The 17,118-nt window shown below is 53.6% G+C and carries 14 protein-coding genes and 4 pseudogenes; 12 read left to right on the forward strand and 6 right to left on the reverse strand.

Annotation, left to right across the window (positions count from 1 at the left end):
- Nucleotides 1-173: pseudogene (locus tag BN1115_RS22140) on the reverse strand (IS630 family transposase); the annotation flags it as partial.
- A gap of 102 nt (nucleotides 174-275) precedes the next feature.
- On the opposite strand from BN1115_RS22140, the pseudogene BN1115_RS21545 reads away from it, so the two are divergent.
- From BN1115_RS21545 to BN1115_RS04330, 8 genes and pseudogenes are all read left to right on the forward strand, one after another.
- Nucleotides 276-542, forward strand: a pseudogene (locus BN1115_RS21545) (IS1595 family transposase); the annotation flags it as partial.
- 74 nt (nucleotides 543-616) lie between these two features.
- Nucleotides 617-841 carry a hypothetical protein gene (locus BN1115_RS04300; RefSeq protein ID WP_042656217.1) on the forward strand — a complete coding sequence of 75 codons (225 nt, stop codon included), beginning with the start codon at nucleotides 617-619 and terminating at the stop codon, nucleotides 839-841.
- Nucleotides 842-1,073: 232 nt separating this feature from the next.
- The gene (locus BN1115_RS04305; protein ID WP_128821736.1) at nucleotides 1,074-1,439 is read left to right on the forward strand and encodes a hypothetical protein; all 366 of its coding nucleotides are present in this window, start codon (nucleotides 1,074-1,076) and stop codon (nucleotides 1,437-1,439) included.
- Nucleotides 1,440-1,596: 157 nt separating this feature from the next.
- Nucleotides 1,597-2,807: pseudogene (locus BN1115_RS04310) on the forward strand (IS256 family transposase).
- Between the two features lie 326 nt (nucleotides 2,808-3,133).
- Nucleotides 3,134-4,141, forward strand: a complete 1,008-nt coding sequence (locus BN1115_RS04315) for a Fic family protein (protein WP_041206994.1) — start codon at nucleotides 3,134-3,136, stop codon at nucleotides 4,139-4,141.
- Between the two features lie 276 nt (nucleotides 4,142-4,417).
- Nucleotides 4,418-5,326 carry a nuclease-related domain-containing protein gene (locus BN1115_RS04320; protein ID WP_042656219.1) on the forward strand — a complete coding sequence of 303 codons (909 nt, stop codon included), beginning with the start codon at nucleotides 4,418-4,420 and terminating at the stop codon, nucleotides 5,324-5,326.
- A 198-nt stretch (nucleotides 5,327-5,524) separates the two neighbouring features.
- Nucleotides 5,525-7,024 carry a hypothetical protein gene (locus BN1115_RS04325; protein ID WP_244152216.1) on the forward strand — a complete coding sequence of 500 codons (1,500 nt, stop codon included), beginning with the start codon at nucleotides 5,525-5,527 and terminating at the stop codon, nucleotides 7,022-7,024.
- 116 nt (nucleotides 7,025-7,140) lie between these two features.
- A complete protein-coding gene (locus BN1115_RS04330) occupies nucleotides 7,141-7,716 on the forward strand; it encodes a hypothetical protein (protein WP_042656220.1) in 576 nt (191 codons plus the stop codon).
- Between the two features lie 211 nt (nucleotides 7,717-7,927).
- Here BN1115_RS04330 and BN1115_RS22145 read toward each other — a convergent pair.
- The 5 genes and pseudogenes from BN1115_RS22145 to rhaB all read right to left on the reverse strand — a co-directional run.
- Nucleotides 7,928-8,101: pseudogene (locus tag BN1115_RS22145) on the reverse strand (IS3 family transposase); the annotation flags it as partial.
- Nucleotides 8,102-8,246: 145 nt separating this feature from the next.
- Nucleotides 8,247-8,561 carry an L-rhamnose mutarotase gene (gene rhaM / locus BN1115_RS04335; RefSeq protein ID WP_042656221.1) on the reverse strand — a complete coding sequence of 105 codons (315 nt, stop codon included), beginning with the start codon at nucleotides 8,559-8,561 and terminating at the stop codon, nucleotides 8,247-8,249.
- A gap of 15 nt (nucleotides 8,562-8,576) precedes the next feature.
- Nucleotides 8,577-9,605: an L-rhamnose/proton symporter RhaT gene (rhaT, locus tag BN1115_RS04340; RefSeq protein WP_042656222.1), complete on the reverse strand. Its 1,029-nt coding sequence runs from the start codon at nucleotides 9,603-9,605 to the stop codon at nucleotides 8,577-8,579.
- Nucleotides 9,606-9,739: 134 nt separating this feature from the next.
- A complete protein-coding gene (locus tag BN1115_RS04345; protein WP_042656223.1) occupies nucleotides 9,740-10,999 on the reverse strand; it encodes an L-rhamnose isomerase in 1,260 nt (419 codons plus the stop codon).
- Nucleotides 10,996-12,483, reverse strand: coding sequence for a rhamnulokinase (gene rhaB, locus BN1115_RS04350; RefSeq protein ID WP_042656224.1), 1,488 nt, complete (start codon nucleotides 12,481-12,483; stop codon nucleotides 10,996-10,998). The genes BN1115_RS04345 and rhaB overlap by 4 nt, the downstream gene beginning before the upstream one ends.
- A 297-nt stretch (nucleotides 12,484-12,780) precedes the next feature.
- On the opposite strand from rhaB, the gene BN1115_RS04355 reads away from it, so the two are divergent.
- From BN1115_RS04355 to BN1115_RS04375, 4 genes are all read left to right on the forward strand, one after another.
- Nucleotides 12,781-13,617 (forward strand): helix-turn-helix domain-containing protein, encoded by an 837-nt coding sequence (locus BN1115_RS04355; RefSeq protein WP_042656225.1) that lies wholly within the window; start codon nucleotides 12,781-12,783, stop codon nucleotides 13,615-13,617.
- 123 nt (nucleotides 13,618-13,740) lie between these two features.
- Complete coding sequence (locus tag BN1115_RS04360; protein WP_042656226.1) at nucleotides 13,741-14,892, forward strand: iron-containing alcohol dehydrogenase; 1,152 nt, start codon at nucleotides 13,741-13,743, stop codon at nucleotides 14,890-14,892.
- 194 nt (nucleotides 14,893-15,086) lie between these two features.
- A complete protein-coding gene (gene rhaD, locus BN1115_RS04365) occupies nucleotides 15,087-15,914 on the forward strand; it encodes a rhamnulose-1-phosphate aldolase (protein ID WP_042656227.1) in 828 nt (275 codons plus the stop codon).
- Between the two features lie 599 nt (nucleotides 15,915-16,513).
- On the forward strand, nucleotides 16,514-17,118 hold a 605-nt coding region (locus BN1115_RS04375), incomplete at its 3' end, for a hypothetical protein (RefSeq protein WP_042656229.1).

Consider the following 17,118-nt stretch of genomic DNA (forward strand, 5'->3'; position numbering starts at 1 on the left):
CCGATGGTCGAGCGAGCTGCGCCGGTAAGGTGATGAACATCAGTGATCGTGCGTCCTTCATGTAACAGCAAGATGGCCATCAAGCGACGAGCATGCCCTTTATCACGGGTGGCATGGATGATTTTGTGAATGCGGCGCCGTTGTGGTCGTGGCAGGGGTGGTAGGATAGGCATCAACTCAGTCCTTTGGGTGTGGCTTGTTTTGTTTGGCGACTAATGAGATCGCACAAACTGGACTGAGTTCCCTTCCTCCAGTGATCTACTATTCGGAACAGCTATTTAGGCATAGTCATCGGATACAACTTGGATTGGCTGGAACATCCGGTATTCAATGGGTAAATACGATGATAGGAAATATTAAGAACTCGTTGCAGGGCAGTTGCCATACGCTCGGAGCTAAAAATATGCCAAGGCATTTGGCGGTATTGCTTCCGCTTTAATCATCGGTTTGACCTTAAGAGTATGCAGGTTGAATTGAGGTCTACGGTGGCAACACCTCCGATGCAATATCAGCGCTTGAAGCTGGTTGAGTGTCATGGATAATTACAGCATCATATTTAACACATGATTATGTGACTACATCATTTCAATAACGCACAAAAAGCAGGTGATAAATTATGGAAGAAAATAGTGGGAATATATTAACCCAAGAAATCGTTGATATACTAGGCACGTTAACGGAAAGTGAGGCGGAATCATTCAAAGAAGCAGAAAAGGGCGCAAAAATGGTTCCTTATGTGATGGGATGTTTCTTTTTAACACCCTTCCTTGCCGTCCCTGAGAGCATGTTATTTGGTATTAACGACGACAGTATTGGTGCAATATTTTTTGTACTTTCGTAATATTAGTCTTTGTCACACACAGACTTATCCTTCGCTCAACTAGACGTAATATAAAACTACTTAATACTGGACTTTCACATTACATGCGTGAAACAATCGGTAGTTTGAAAAAAGTAGACTACTTTTGTCGGAGCCCCTATAGCGGCTTGGCTGTGGATGTTGAAGATAAAAAATAGCCCTAATTGAGGGTGATCTTTGGCAGCCTACAGATACCAAAGTCATGCTTTATCCATTGGATAAGATCAAAAATGTCAGATTTTTTCAGCCAGATGTAAATGTTGCATTGCAGTCCACTAATATCAATAATGGTGGTGCCGTGGGGCTAGCACAAAATACTATCGCTTCCATATCTGATAAAGCATTTAATAATATAGCGGTATCAGATGCAAATGTTGAGGCGGCAAATAATACAGGGCTGTATTTTGATTTTGATGACATCCATAATCAACAAGCGTTCCTGATGATGAGTGCCGAGCAAGCAGAGAGATGGATTCTGATTTTTGAAAAACTCTTTGATGGCTCACTAGAGCCTCAACCAAGACCATTGGCGTTCCCACAGGACGTGTGTATATTTCACAAGAGGAGAGTCTGTAAATAATTCTATGTAACTGACCACTCCATTACAGGTGACCGTTTGTCTATCACCGAATTCGATATTAAAGCGCTTCAGGGCAAGCTTCGAGCCTGTAAATCCAATTGTGTAACCGCCCACGAATAAGTAACTTTTTCAAAAGGATACCTTCGTGGGTAAGCAAATGGACCAAGACAAACTCAAAGCACTGGCCGCTGAGCTGGCCAAAGACATCAAATCTGAAAAAGATCTCGGCACCCTCACCCAGCAGCTGATCAAGCTCACCGTCGAGACCGCCCTCAATGCCGAGATGGACGCGCATCTGGGCTATGAGAAACACGCCCCACAAGGCCGCGGGACCGGCAACAATCGTAATGGCTATTCCACCAAGCGCCTAAAAGGGCAGCACGGAGAGGTCACCATCCAGGCGCCTCGTGACCGCAACAGCTCCTTCGAGCCTCAGTTTGTCCGCAAGGGCCAGTCCCGCCTGACCCAGATGGACGACCAGATCCTCGCCCTCTACGCCAAGGGCTTGAGTACGCGGGATATCGTGGACGCGTTCAAAGAGATGTATGACGCCGACATCTCGGCGGGGCTGGTATCGAAAGTGACCGAACGTGTCATCGAGCAGGTCCACGAATGGCAAAACCGACCGCTGGATCCGCTCTATCCCATCGTCTATCTGGACTGCATTGTGCTGAAGATCCGCGCGAACCAAAGGGTGATCAACACGTCGCTCTATCTGGCGCTGGGTATCAATATGCAGGGTCACAAGGAGCTGTTGGGCCTGTGGCTGGCCGAGACCGAAGGGGCAAAATTCTGGCTGTCGGTCCTGACCGAACTGAAGAACCGCGGCCTGGAAGATATCCTGATCGCGTGGATGGTCTCAAGGGCTTCCCTGATGCCATTGCCGTGGAATATCCCCAGACCAAGGTGCAACTGTGTATCGTCCACATGGTCCGCAACTCGTTGCGCTATGTCTCCTGGAAGGACTACAAGGCGGTGACGGCGGATTTGAAGCAGATATACCAGTCTGCGACGGAACGTGAGGCTCAGCAGGCGCTGGCGACCTTCGGCGAGCGCTGGGATAGCCAGTACCCGCAGATAGCGCGCTCCTGGCAGGGGAACTGGGACAATCTGATCACGCTGTTTGATTATCCCCCCGCGATCCGGAAGGTGATCTACACCACCAATCCGATCGAGTCACTGAATAGCGTGCTGCGCAAAGCGACCAAACAAAGGAAGCTGTTCCCGACCGATGAGTCGGCGCTCAAAGTGGCGTTTCTCGCGATACAGCAGGCTTCAAAGAAGTGGACCATGCCAATCCAGAATTGGAAGCTTGCTCTGAATCGCTTTATTATCGAATTCGGTGATCGCCTGAACGGTCACCTGTAATAGAGTGGGCAGTTACACAGAATTATTTACAGGCTCCTGTAAGGCTTTTTCTTCAATTTTAATGGTGCCCGAGGCCGGAATCGAACCGGCACGACGCGAACGTCGAGGGATTTTAAATCAAAGGGCCTCGTTCGCATCTCACTGCATGAAATAGCAAGCAGATGGAGCGAGTAACACCGCAAGTTCGCAACAAATCGCACCCCGTCATAGAACATCGCATACCGCTTATCACAGAATTCGCAAAGATACGCCGCCGTGTTGGTCTTGCCCCCGATCTGATAATCTCTGAGCCTTCGCATTTGCAATCGTTTCAGTCGGAGTCCCCCATGGCAGCCTATTCCCCTCCCTTCACCCTGACCCACGCCATGTTGAGCCGGGTGGCGGAGATCGCAGAATTGGTGGGGCAATGGCGCTCGACGCAGAGCTCGCAAGTGCCCATGCTACGCCGGGAAAACCGGATCCGCACCATCCAGGCATCCCTGGCTATCGAGCACAACACCCTGAGCCTGGATCAAGTCACGGCAGTGATCGACGGCAAACCTGTACTGGGATTACCCCGTGAGATCCAGGAGGTGCGCAATGCCTTTGCCGCTTATGAAGCAATGTCGGCTTGGGCCCCTACCTCTTCTGCGGATTTGCTCAGGGCCCATGAACGTTTGATGCACGGGTTATGCGACGATGCAGGGCAATGGCGTAGTGCTGGGGTCGGCATCTATCGGGGTGAGCAATTAGTACATATGGCTCCCCCCGCGACTCAGGTTCCGCGTCTGATGGAACAACTGATGCAATGGTTGGCAGAAACAGAGGCCCATCCCTTGATCGCCTCTTGTGCCTTGCACTACGAGTTGGAGTTTATCCACCCCTTTTCCGATGGAAATGGTCGTATGGGGCGCTTGTGGCAAACGGTGATCTTGAGCCGTTGGCAACCAGTGATGGCCTTCCTGCCGGTGGAAGCGATCATCAAAGAGCGCCAAGAGCACTACTACCACCAATTAAGTCTGGCCGACAGGCTGAGTGACTGCACCGATTTTATTCTGTTTCTGCTAGAGGCGCTGCGAGATGCGTTGACCGAGGCGATTGCCGCACAACCGGCATCACAGTTCACACAGCTGGAAAAAATGCGGGTAGAAACGCCGGTAGAAATGCGGGTAAAAACGCCGGATGCGGTGTTGGCTATCTTGGTGGCTGAGCCGACCTTGACCCTTAAACAAGTAGCCGAGCGGATAGGCAGATCGACCAGCACTGTGGAGCGAGCGGCGGCGGCGTTGGTTAAGGCAGGACGATTACGCTTTGTTGGTCCGCGCAAGGGTGGGCAATGGGAAGTGTTGTCATAGGACAGCTTGCTAAGGCCACCGAGTGTGTTACTACAGCCGCCCAGCTTCCGGGTTGTATCAGTAGACATACAACCAGCCAAGTAAACCCAAGCGCAACGAACCCCATTTGCGCACAAAGGGGGCGCAGTAACTCTCTATTTTATCTCACTAACACCACAAGGTGTAAGATCTCCATTGGGGATAATCAGATACTGTGATACTTGCCCCACATCCCAATGGATAGACTCCTATAGGTCAGCTAACCTGTCCTCACCACATCCCCAAAAGATGCATGAAATGGAATTCTCGTCGCTCGCGGTATCTATTCTGGCAACTTCTGGCTTGTTCTTGGGCCCGATTTTCTTATCTGTCGGGATCATCTTGTTAATAAGAAAAAGGCTTCGCTCACATAGGGTCAGCCCGTTGACCGCCGACCTGCTCAGGCCAGCGGGTCACACCCTGCAACAGCAAATCCAGGACCTACAAATAGATCTCTTTTCCCAAATGCTATTCACGCCATTGACCCTGATGATGATCGGGTTCTACCTCTTGTTACAGAGCTATATCGATAAGAGGGCTATGAGCACGACTGTGATGCTGATTTCCGGGATCGTGATGCTGGGTATCTTTATCTATGGCACAACCAAAACTTACAAAATGGCCAACAAGGTTCAGCACCTCAAGCTGGGTTACTCCTGTGAACTTGCGGTTGGCCAGGAGCTGGACCAAATCGTTAGGCCCCCACAGCACCCCTATCGGGTTTACCACGATATCCCGTTTGATGGATTCAATATCGACCATTTGATCATCTGCCCTAACGGGGTCTTTGTCATCGAGACTAAAGGCCGATCCAAACCCATCAACAATGGAGAAAAACAATTCAAGGTGCGGGTCGAAAATGATGCGCTTCACTTCCCAAACCATGTTGAAAAAGCGCCGCTCGAACAGGTCCGCCGTAACGTCACCACAGTGCGTAACTGGCTCAACAGTGCAACTGGGACCGAAGTCCCGGTAGGTGGCGTTCTGGTTCTACCTGGCTGGTTTTTGGATTTACGCCAGAAGATCACCTTCCCCTACATCGTCAGTGCCGCTGCACTCCCCAAGCAACTCCCCCAATTTAGGGCTGGCTCACTAGAACTGGCCCAGATCCAGGCCATAGCGCACCAAGTAGAGCAAAAAGTACGGGACGTCGCCAAGGCAGGCTAACAGGGCTTGATTGCCAACTGATACGCCATCAGTCAGCAAACTTATCCCTCCACCCTTGAATGCCCCTCAGTTTGAGGCTCTTGGGGTATAGAGGAAACCGGGGGGAGTTCGCAGCGATGAAATTGAAGTCACCCATTGCGGGTAAAAAGCCAGCGGCGCTATTGTACTAATGCCTTTTTTGCACAAGGAGTGTACTCGATGTCTATCTCGCCTATGGATCTCGCAACTTATTACGGTGTCGATGACATTCCTGCTGCCCTATCGATAGGCGATAACCTCCATAGTTTGCTCGTAGCCATATTCAGGAATGAGCCTCTGACTTCGCCCCGCTACGACATTCTAGCCAGCTACGACCTCAACGCCTTGAGGGGCTTTATCAACGGCGATATGACTCTCCCTGAGTTCAGACGCCAATCTGCGGTAGAACAGGAGCAGCGCCGTTCTAAATCTCTTTACTATAAGGGCCGAAAGATTGTGCATCGCTACCAACCTTCAATCACGAAGCCCTTGGCTGCTCAGCCAGACGACAAAGCTAATATAGAGAAGACCAGTCAAAATCCCACTTGGGATTACCTGCAGAAATTCCGGATCAAAAATGGTCTGGCCGATGGCCAGAATTCTGTGTCCCTCCCCCCGCATGAACTGGCCAGACAATTCTGGGTGGATGATATCACCAGTGCGATCACGGGCGGTGCCAGGTTGCACAGCCTCCTTGTCGCGGCAGGACAAGGCGCGACGATATCAGCAGCTAACAGACAATTTCTCTTGAACAGAGGGTTGAATGCCTTGCTGTGCTTCTTGACCGGCGAACTCTCCCAAGAGCAGTTCGACCAAAAAGGGAAAGCGGAACAGGAGCAACGAAACGAGCTTGCGCAACAGAAACAACGCGAGATCGCCGCTCAGAAGGCCGCAGATGAAGAACGTTATAAAGCCGAGCAGAAAGCCCGAAGTGTGCGACTTGAGGCTGAGCGGATTCAGCGTGAGAGTGACCCCAAGTACATCGCACGGATGAAGAACCAAGCACTCAGGGAGAAGTATGGTGTAACTGGATATGTCGAATCACATCACCTCAAACAGCTCATGGCAATCCTTCTCAAGCTGGATGCAGGTACACGGCTGCTGGAGACTGAAACCATCTGGCTCAAGAGCAATGGCCGTGAGTACGAGACAAAGGAGATTCTGCATAGCTACAACCGACTCGAAGCTGATCACTGGCTAGCGGAGTACCGCAACAGCAAGAACCCATGGAGTGCAGTCAATGCCAGCGGACACTTGCGTAAATGCGCAGCATCGAATGAGGCGATTGCGCTGCTGAGTGCCATCCCAGTCAAGAGGCAGGTTCAGCCCAAGCTGAAATCCGCCATTCTCACCACGCATGGTGGCGCAATGCGTGACCATGGCGAACATGCTGCCGCATTGAACATGGGTGCTGAAGCTCACCGCCTTCAACCCAACAACTTTCGCCCCTGCACACTACTTGGTGCAGTCTGTATCGAGCTTGGCAACATTAGTGAGGGACATGAGTGGTATTGCAAGGCGGAAGCCAGAGGCGCTGGCCGTGACAGCATTATGTCGGATGTCAGGTCGCTTCTTACCCGGATGACAGCCGATAAGCGTGAAGCAGTTATCGCAGAGCTGTTGCGCATTCATCCCGAACAGTATCGATGGCTAACTAAGTGGCGTCAGGCCAAGGCGTAACTGACATTATTGCTAGCAAACCGAGAGTGAATCGCAACCCGTTACAGCTGGGAAGTGTCTAGATCACTGGTGGCGATTCACCCCACATCAACCAACTCTCTACATGAGGAGTCACCATGCCACATAAAACCCCGCGGCTCTCTGCTTTGACCTGTGCCGTCAGTCTCATTGCCTCACCCGCCATTGCCGCAAATACGGGCTTTAAAACCCTGACTGTCGGCCTACCCATCACCACGCTCCAAGCGGTCAACGATGGTCTGATACGCTACGACTGGCGCAGTGACATTGATGAAGAATTTCGCGGCAAACCCAAGGCAGGCGAGGGATTCTTAGGACGACCAACTACGGGTGAGTATTACTATGCAGTCTACCAACATAAAGTGTTCTCCTTCGGCGGTACCCAGGCATCGTACCAAGACGACTCCGTTGCTTCTGTCAGACAGGCTAAGGCAGACTTTGAGGAATTAGTCAGTCAGGCGACCAATACCTTGAAAGTCAAGCCAGTGATCATCCGCACAGTGAAGGATAAATCGGTACCGTTTTTTGAATGTGTAACCGACAGCATGTGTGGTAATTACAGCGCAACCTACACCATTGGTGCCAACGAGGTCTCGATCAAATTGATGCAAGACCGTGATGCAGAGAACGGTGGCCGCCAGCTCAACGCGGGAATGCGCGAGATCCTTAAGTAAAATGCTGCTTCTGAATCGCCCCGGCTTCGCTAGACACTTTTGAGCCGTTCGGAATATTGCTTCTCACACTCTTCTGGCGGATCCACACCAACACAATGATGGGATACCGCCAGCAGAAGCCGAAAAGCGGCTTAACTATGTGTCCGGATTTAGTTGACCACTACAACTCTTGCATCATCGGCATCAAGGCTCGGCTGCCTACCGAGCCCTAGCTCGCGTTGAACAACTGGCGCAGCTCAATGCGTTACTGTATCCGCTTAGGATTAATCGTCCGCTTGCGAGCCAGATAATCGTAAAAACAGGAGGTGGGAACATCGAAAGCGCAGCAGACTAGGGTGATGGGGGCTTGCTCCCTTAATCGGCCTATCAGCGCGTACGTGTGAACTGTAGCGATGGCATGGGTTTAATTGCCAAGTGAAGCTTGCGCCAGACTCGCAGCTTCTCCTTGCCGTACTTGCGTCCCTCTCCTTCACCGTAGTAGAGGAACGCTAAGCAGGCCTGCGGCCTGCTCAAACTATCTCAACAAGTATTTACGCCAGATGGAACACCTCAACCAGCTCGTGGCTGACCGGGCTGTTGTCAGGGTTGGAGGGCATGATCTCTTTCATATAGGCCCACCACTGCTTGCAGATGGCGGTATCGGCCACGGCATTCCAGCGCGCTTCGCTCTCAATTTCTACATAGGCAAATAGCTGATCCGTTTGCGGAAAGAGAAAGATGCTGTAGTTATGGGCGCCGTGCTCCTTGAGGGTGGCCGCAAGCTGCGGCCAGATCTCGTCATGGCGACGACGGTATTCCGTTTCCTGGCCCGGCTGGACCGACATCAAAAACGCTTTGCGAATCATGGTGTGTCCTCGCCCTTAGGCCATGCCCATGCCAACCAAGTTGGCGGCACCAACAATCACCAGCATGCCGAGGCAGAGGATCCGCACCGGGCGCACGCCCACTCCTTTCCACTCGGCCAGCAGCAGACCAACAATGCCGCCGCACAGCACATAACCGCTCATATGCAGCATCCAGTTCACGAACGACAGATGCTCAGGAATGCTCGCCTCGCCCCAGGCATAGAAGAAGAACTGCAGATACCACATGATGCCACCGGTGGCCGCCAGCAGGCCGTTGATGAGCAGGTTCTGCGCCGGTTGTGAGAGATCACTGCGCAATGACAGCTCGGGGCGGGTAGCCAGACGGATAAAGCAGTAAGCCATGTTCACAATCGCACCGCCACCCATGATGATACCGTAGCTTGGCAGCATGGCGTAGAGCGGGTTCATACCCAGCGCCAGCGAGGCTTGCTTGATGGGGGCTGCCGCTTCCAGACCAAAGGCAAACCCGGAGGAGAAAATCCCGCACATCACCGCCAGGAACAGGCCCTTTTTCAGGTTGAACTCTTTGGTGGTAGTGCCAAGCGCAATCTCTTTCTGATGGCCGGCATAGGTCACGATGCCAATCCCGACCAGCGCCACACCCACACCCAGCAAGGTGATTTGACCGCTGGAAGTGGTCAGCAGATGGCCAAACTCTCCACGCAGAATCGGCGGCATCAGGGTCCCGACCACCAGAGTGACGCCGATGGCAATACCAATACCGAGCGACATCCCGAGATAGCGCATGGTCAAGCCATAGTTGACGTTACCCACCCCCCACATGGCGCCGAACAGGAACATCCCCCAGAACGCCTTGCTGTCCACCACGCTATAAAACGAGGCAAAATCCGGGATCAGCATCGAGGTGATAAGCCAGGGCAGCAGGATCCAGGAGAACAGGCCGGCGAAGGCCCAGGTCGTCTCCCAGGACCACTGACGAACCTTGCTGATAGGGGCGTAGAAGGAGGCCGCCGAAGCGGCGCCGACCAGGTGCCAACCGATACCTGAAGCGATTGCAGACATAAGAGGTTCCTTGCGTAGAGTTTTATTGTGTTTGCGCCGCCCATTGCGGGGAAGCGAACCGGGTTATTGCATTACAGTTTTTCTCGTTTTTCTGACCCCCGACACAGTTCGGGGGCCAGCTCAGTCGAATTGGCTTAACCTCGGGTCAGCAGCACCTGCTCTTCATACTGCTTGACCACCTTGAGCCACTCGGCACCCACCGGCACACCTTCTTGGGCGCAGGCGTAATCCCACACCGCTTGCCACGGCAAGCTGCGGGTCTCTTCCATGAGGCCCAGACGCGTGGCGTAATCCCCTTGCTGCTCGGCCTGACGCAGGCTGTCGATCGGCTCAAGCAGGGCACGCAGCAGTGCCTTTTTCATGTTGCGGGTGCCAATAACCCAGGCGGCGATGCGATTAATGGAGGCATCGAAGAAGTCGAGACCGATATGCACCCGCGCAAGCAGGTCGTTACGCACTATCTCGTTGGCAATGGCCTGGGTTTCGTCATCAAGCAGCACAACGTGGTCACTGTCCCAGCGCACCGGGCGGCTGACGTGCAGCAGCAGATGGCGGACAAACAGGGAGGCGGCGCTGATCTTGTCGCTGATGACTTCGGTCGGGTGGAAGTGGCCGGCATCGAGGCACAGGGCGATATCACGCGAGCTGGCATAGCCCATGTAGAACTCGTTGGAGCCGACGGTGTAGGACTCGGCGCCGATACCAAACAGCTTGCTCTCGACCGCATCGATGTGATGGGCTTCGTCAAATTTCTCGGACAGCACGTCATCGAGAGCGGCGAGCAGACGCTGACGCGGGCCCAGACGGTCTGCCGGCAGATCCTTCATCCCGTCCGGGATCCAGATGTTCATCACCGAGGCGGTACCGAGCTCTTGACCGAAATAGGCCGAAATGCGGCGGCTGGCCTTGCAGTGATCAATCCAGAACTGGCGCACCTTGGCGTCCGGGTGAGCCAGCGTCATGCCATCGGCACTGAGCGGATGGGAGAAGCAGCTCGGGTTAAAATCCAGACCGATGCCCTGCTTTTTGGCCCACTCAACCCAGTTGGCAAAGTGCTTGGGTTCAATCTGATCGCGGCCAACCGGCGCCTCGGATTCGAGATAGATGGCGTGCAGATTCAGACGCTTGGCACCGGGGATCAGCGACATGGCCAGCTCCAGGTCACGGCGCAACTCGGTGGCGCTGCGCGCCTTGCCCGGATAGTTGCCGGTGGCTTGAATGCCGCCGGTCAGGGCGCCAGCACCCGCTTCAAAGCCCTGAACGTCATCCCCTTGCCAGCAGTGCATGGAGACCGGAATGGTGGCCAGTGTGGCCAGCGCCTGATCCACATCTACACCCAGCGCAGCGAACTGTTGACGGGCCAGGGCAAAGGCGGTTTCGATGTTCGGATTCATACAACTTCCTCAGTAGGTTCAAGTTCAGGTTGGGAGTGGGCGCACAGCGCCGCAAAACGTTGCCGCTGCAAGGCCAAATCAGGCACCACGCGCGGTTGCAGGGTTTCAAGCTCGCAGTTCTGGCGCACCATGCGCCGCACAGCAGTCAGGTCTTCCAGTTTGCCAAGCCCCTTGAGCTGCCAGCCGATGTTGCCAAGGGCTGATGCCTCCACCGGGCCAGTCACCACGGTGCGCTCGCAGATGTCGGCGCACAGACGATTCAAAACGCGGTTCTTCGAGCCACCACCGACGATATGCAAGGTGTCGATGTGCTCGCCGGTCACGCTCTCTATCTCGCGCAGCACTTGGTCGTAGCAGAGCGCCAGACTGTCGAGTACGCAGCGCACCAGCTCGGCCGGCGTCTTGGGAACGACTTGCCCGCTCTCACGGCAGAAATCTTCAATGGCGCTGCGCATGCAGGGCGGATTGAGAAAGCGCTCGTCATTGGGGGCTATCAGCGCGGCAAACGGTGCGGCCTGCTCGGCCATGGCGGTCAGCGTGGCGAAATCGAGCTCGGGCCAGGCTTTTTGCAGGCTCTGCACCAGCCACAATCCCATGACGTTTTTCAGCACGCGGCAGCTGTGCTCGACTCCACCCTCGTTGGTGAGGTTGATGGCCAGCGCATCTTCGCCAGTAACCGGTTCTTTGCGCTCGACACCAACCAGTGACCAGGTACCTGAGCTGATATAGGCCGCATTGCTGGCCTCCAGCGGCGTGGCCACAATCGCCGAGCCGGTATCGTGAGTAGCCGGCAGGATCACCTTGACCGGATGACCGCTCGGGCTGTTCCACACGCCAAGGGTGCTACCGGGGGCAGCCAGCGGCTGCAACCAGTCGCGTGCCGGGCCCAGTAACGCTACCAGCTCCGAGTCCCAGTCACGGCTGTGAGCGTTGACCATCTGGCTGGTGCTGGCGTTGCTAAACTCGCAGCTGAGCTCACCAGTCAGGCGATAGTGCAAGTAATCGGGGATCAGCAGCAGATGCTGCACCTCTGCCAGCCACTCGGGCTTGGCATCAAGCAGTGCGCGGATCTGATAGAGGGTGTTGAACTTGAGAAACTGGATACCGCTACGCCGATAAATCTCTTCACGCGGCATGCGCTGCATCAGCTGCTCGGGCACGCCGTCGGTGCGTGCATCACGATAAGCCACCGCTTCACCGAGGCGCTCACCGTGGCGATCGAGCAGCACAAAGTCGACGCCCCATGAATCAATACCGATCGAGTCGAGACGAATACCGGCCGCATCAATTTTGCCAAGCCCCAGCTGGATATTTTCCAGCAGGCCATCGATATCCCAGCAGTCCTGTCCATTACGTTGAACCATGCCATTGGTAAAGCGGTGCATCTCCTGCATCGTTAATTTGCCATCGGCTTCGTTATAATTGGCCCATATTAGCCGGCCACTGGAAGCACCCAAATCTACAGCGGCAATATTGACTGTCATTGTGCCGACTCCGTTATCTACGATGTCGACACTTTAAATAATGTGGGAATAGCCAACCTTGTATCTCTGGCCAGAGAGGCCACCCACAGTGGCATAAAAATCAAGAAATGATATTTAACCGACAATTTTGTGACAGCCATCATAAAAAGATCGTAAATTTGCCAGAAATACATCTTTTCAGGTTAGTTGATTAACAACCCCGTAGATTTGTGAAGGTCTTCACGGAACAGGATTACACTGTTTGACCTCCCCAGGTGCGTCGAGTAATTACAAGCGGTTCATTATGAGAGATTGAAAATGTTCCGCTTGTCGCAGACCGAATTTTTCGAAACAAACAGGCTCATTAGCGTCCAGCCTCGTTCGCCACAAGAGCCGTTTCCCGAGCACTGCCATTCGTTTCACGAGCTGGTGCTGGTCAAATCTGGCTGCGCCATCCACCTGACGGATGGCAGAGCAGTTCATATCAGTCGCGGTAGTGTCTTCTATTTGTGTGAAGATGACAGCCACATGTTCGATCAGATGCAAAACCTGTGTCTTACCAATGTGTTATTTCGCCCAGAGGCGTTTAACCACGCGGCAGGATTGAAGAAAATTCTCGCTGAGTGCTGCCATCCTGCCACTGGTGGCATGCAATTAAGCGGCATGCTGCAACAGCAAAGCGAGCAGTTGCTCGGTCGCATCGGTGAAGAGAATGACAAGCAGGATGAATACTCCGCCATGATGACGGAGGCGCTGTTTTCCCAACTGGCGGTGCTGCTCTATCGCTCGCGCCAGCATCAGCATCAGCATGGGCTCACCGAGACAGAGCAGGATGACCGGGAGCGGCTGCAGGCGCTGATCAGTTACATTAATGAAAATTATCGTGAAGAGATCGACTGGAATGCCTTATCGGAGCATTTTTCCATTCCGATGCGCACGCTGAACCGACGCATTCAGGAGCACACCGGATTAACCCCCAATAATTATCTTGGTCGCGTTCGTTTATGTCAGGCTTCCTGGTTATTAAGCCATACCCAACAATCTGTGACCGATATCGCATTTCAGTGCGGATTCAACGACGGTAATTATTTCTCGAGTAAATTCAACCACGTTTTTAATATGACCCCTCTGCAATATCGCAAGCGCTACAAATAACCTTCAATAGCCTGCCAATTTAAACCCTTTAATTGGCATGGTTTTGAAGGTATTCCTCTTGCACAGGCATAAGATAACCCCGTCTTTATCTTTAATCCTTACATTGCTTAGAGGGAGTATGTTATGGCTTTTGCTCTGTGCTTGCCGCAAATCAGTCTGTCTGGTGAAGGTGCCGTCAACGAACTGGTTCGTCAGATGTCACTTAAACCCGCTCGTCGCCCGCTGATCGTGACCGAAAAGGCGCTGATCAGTATCGGCCTGCTCGATGGCCTGATTGCCGGTCTGCGTGACCACGGTTTTACCCCTGTCGTATTTGATGGTGTACTGGCCAACCCGACCGACCATGTGGCGATGGCCGCGCTGGATGCCTGGAACAAGGGGCAGTGCGATACCCTGATTGGCTTTGGTGGCGGCAGCGCCATCGACACCGCCAAGGCGGTGCGCGCACTGGTGGCCAACCCCGACAAGACCATTTACGACTTTGAAGGCATCGGCAAGGTCGCCAAAACCGGCCCCTTTATGGCCTGCATCAGCACCACCTCCGGCACTGCCGCCGAGGTGACCAGCAATGCTGTCATCACCGACACCCGCCGCAAGGTCAAAATGGTGATCATCGACCCGGCCTTGCTCCCGGATATCGCCGTCAACGATCCCGCCATGATGCTGGGCTTGCCGGCTGCAGTGACCGCCGCTACCGGTATGGATGCTCTGACCCACGCCATCGAGGCATATGTCTCTATCGGTGCTCACACGCTCACCGACCACTCAGCCCTGGCCGCCATCAGCGTGATTGCCAAATACCTGCCGCAAGCGGTCGCCAACGGCAAAGACATCACCGCGCGCGAGATGATGGCGCACGGTCAGTTCTTGGCTGGTATGGCGTTTAACAGTGCAGGTCTGGGCTATGTCCACTCGCTGGCCCACCAGCCGGGCGCCACCCACAACCTGCCGCACGGGGTGTGCAACGCTATCCTGCTGCCGGTGGTGTGCGAGTTCAATCTCGAGGTTAAACAGGCGCGCTTTGCCGATATCGCCTCGGCCATGGGGGTCGATACCCACGCAATGAATCAGGCCGAGGCCGCCCACGCCGCCATCAAGGCGATTCGTGACCTGTCTGCCACCGTTGGCATTCCAGCCGGTCTGCATGAGCTGGGTATTGAGCAGCACGATCTGGCCGGTTGGGTCGATGCTGCAGAGGCCGATCCCTGCTCAGGCTGCGCACCGCGCGTAGCTAGCAAGGCCGAGTTGCTGGCCCTGTACCAAGCCGCATTCTGATAGCCATTGACCCTGTGATAACGAGCTTTGTCCTGCCAAGAGTGCGGGGTGATCAGCTCATCACAGGGTCATCTTGAAAATTCTGCCAACCCACCTGATTTGATGGCAAACAGATTGAGGTGAGCGGCTAGCCATCCCTGTAGAGTCATCACAATAACAACCGCACTGCCCCTTTGGGCACAGCAGAGGTAGTCATGCACAACATTGAACTGAACGCGGCCGTGCAGGCTGAAATCGAAAAAGTGGTCGAGGTCTCTGCCTACCTGTGGCAACGCGAGTGGGCTGAACGTAACGGGGGCAATATCTCGGTCGACGTGACAGATATCTTTGGTCCGACGCCCGCCAATCTTGACCAGTATCCCCACTGTCCGCTGTCGATGGTCGGTGGTAGCAGCGCCTTCCCAGCCGACAGCGCCGGGCATGTGTTCTTCGTGAAGGGCACCGGCGAGCGGATCCGCGAACTGCGTGACCCGGCTCTGGCCGGTTGCGTGCTGCGCATTGATGACCAGGCGCGTGGCTATCACATCCTGTGGGGCGGCCGTGGCCAGACCGACTACAAGCCGACCAGCGAATTTATCTCTCACGTCGAGATCGTCATGGACAAGCAGCGCGCCGGCCGCGCCGATCGCTGCGTGGTGCACACCCACCCGCTTGAGCTGATCGCGCTCTCCCACCATCCGCGCTATGCCCATGACAGCACCTCTTACACCCACGCCTGCTGGCAGATGCTGCCGGAAGTGCGCGCCTTCGTGCCGCGCGGTATCGGCATCGTGCCCTACTGCATGCCGGGCAGCAAGCAGATGGCCGATGGCACCACCGAGCAACTGCGTCATCATGATGTGGCCATCTGGGAAAAACATGGCGCGGTCGCCACCGGGGTCGATGCGCTGCAAGCCTTCGATTTTATCGACGTGGCCAACAAGGGCGCCAAGCTGCATCTGATGTGTCTGGCTAGCGGCTTTGAGCCCGAAGGGGTCAGCGCCAACGACATGCAAGAGCTCAAAGAGACCTTTGCCCTGTAATCCCTCTACAGCCTGCCGCGGTCAGTCCATATGCCACCGCGGCATTATCTTTATATTTTCCTGATTACCTATGACCCTCAACCTGCTTCAAGATCCGATATGGCATCGGAGGGCTTGCCACTACTGCCCCCCCCTATTCAACCACTGCACCTTGATGCGCTGAAGCCACAACACAACGAAAAGTTCGGTGAATAGAAACTCATAAATCAGAGGCTAATCAACATTTTATAGCCGTACACCGAGATAAAATTATCACGATCATAACGGACCATGCTCTGGGCGTTATCGCATGCCAATAATAAACGGGAAACTAACAATGAAGAAAACCCCCTTGGCCATGATGTTGATGGCTACTTTGTCAGGCTGTGGCGGTGGTGGTAGCGACGGTGGAAACACGGATAGTCCAACCCCACCGAGTGCCTCCTTGGCGATGTCAGGAAAGGCGATTGACCTGAGGGATGATTTAGGAAACAACGTCATGGCAACCCACCGTAGTTGCTTGCCCTTCAATGCTATACCAGCTCTTGCAGCGAGTTGAGGATCATGGATAATCAGGAAAAATACTATTAGAAGCTGTTATTCTCACCTTAGGATTTTTTATGCAGCACAAATGTCTAATTGATGATAACGACCCAGATATCGCATACGTTCTTGAAAATCACCCTGATTATTCCCCTGATCTCGTATTTGACGTCACTGGCGATAAAGTTACGTTAAAGAAGCAGTCCATAAAAATTTACTCTGTGAGTGAAACTTCTCGTCTAGAACAGTACTACAACTTAGAGTTACTTAGTAAATACCTGCACTACCTTCATGCCGAAAGCGTTAAAAAGTCTAATGTACAGGGGAAAACCCCCGAAACTTTAATTTCTTTTTGCTTAAGCCTTTTTGGGAAAACTGACGTAAGCGAAAGTTTAACTGGAGAAACTAAACGCTTGTATGTTGCACTATTAGATGAGTTTGAAAAATGCGACCACATTTATAAATCGATAACGGATAACTCTTATTACTCTGAACACAATGAACTCACCGAATACGCAAACAACCTTTCCACCCTGCTGATATCATTCTCAGATAGAGTAGATATCCCCTCATATATTAAAATTAAAAGTGATAAAGCCAAGAGAAATAAAATAAAAGCGCACTTTGCCCGAGGTCTGTTCATTGAGCATGCGATTCGTGTGCTAGGGAAGGTGCGAACAAG

Origin of the sequence: Aeromonas allosaccharophila (genome assembly GCF_000819685.1) — a bacterium.
Taxonomy (GTDB): domain Bacteria; phylum Pseudomonadota; class Gammaproteobacteria; order Enterobacterales; family Aeromonadaceae; genus Aeromonas; species Aeromonas allosaccharophila.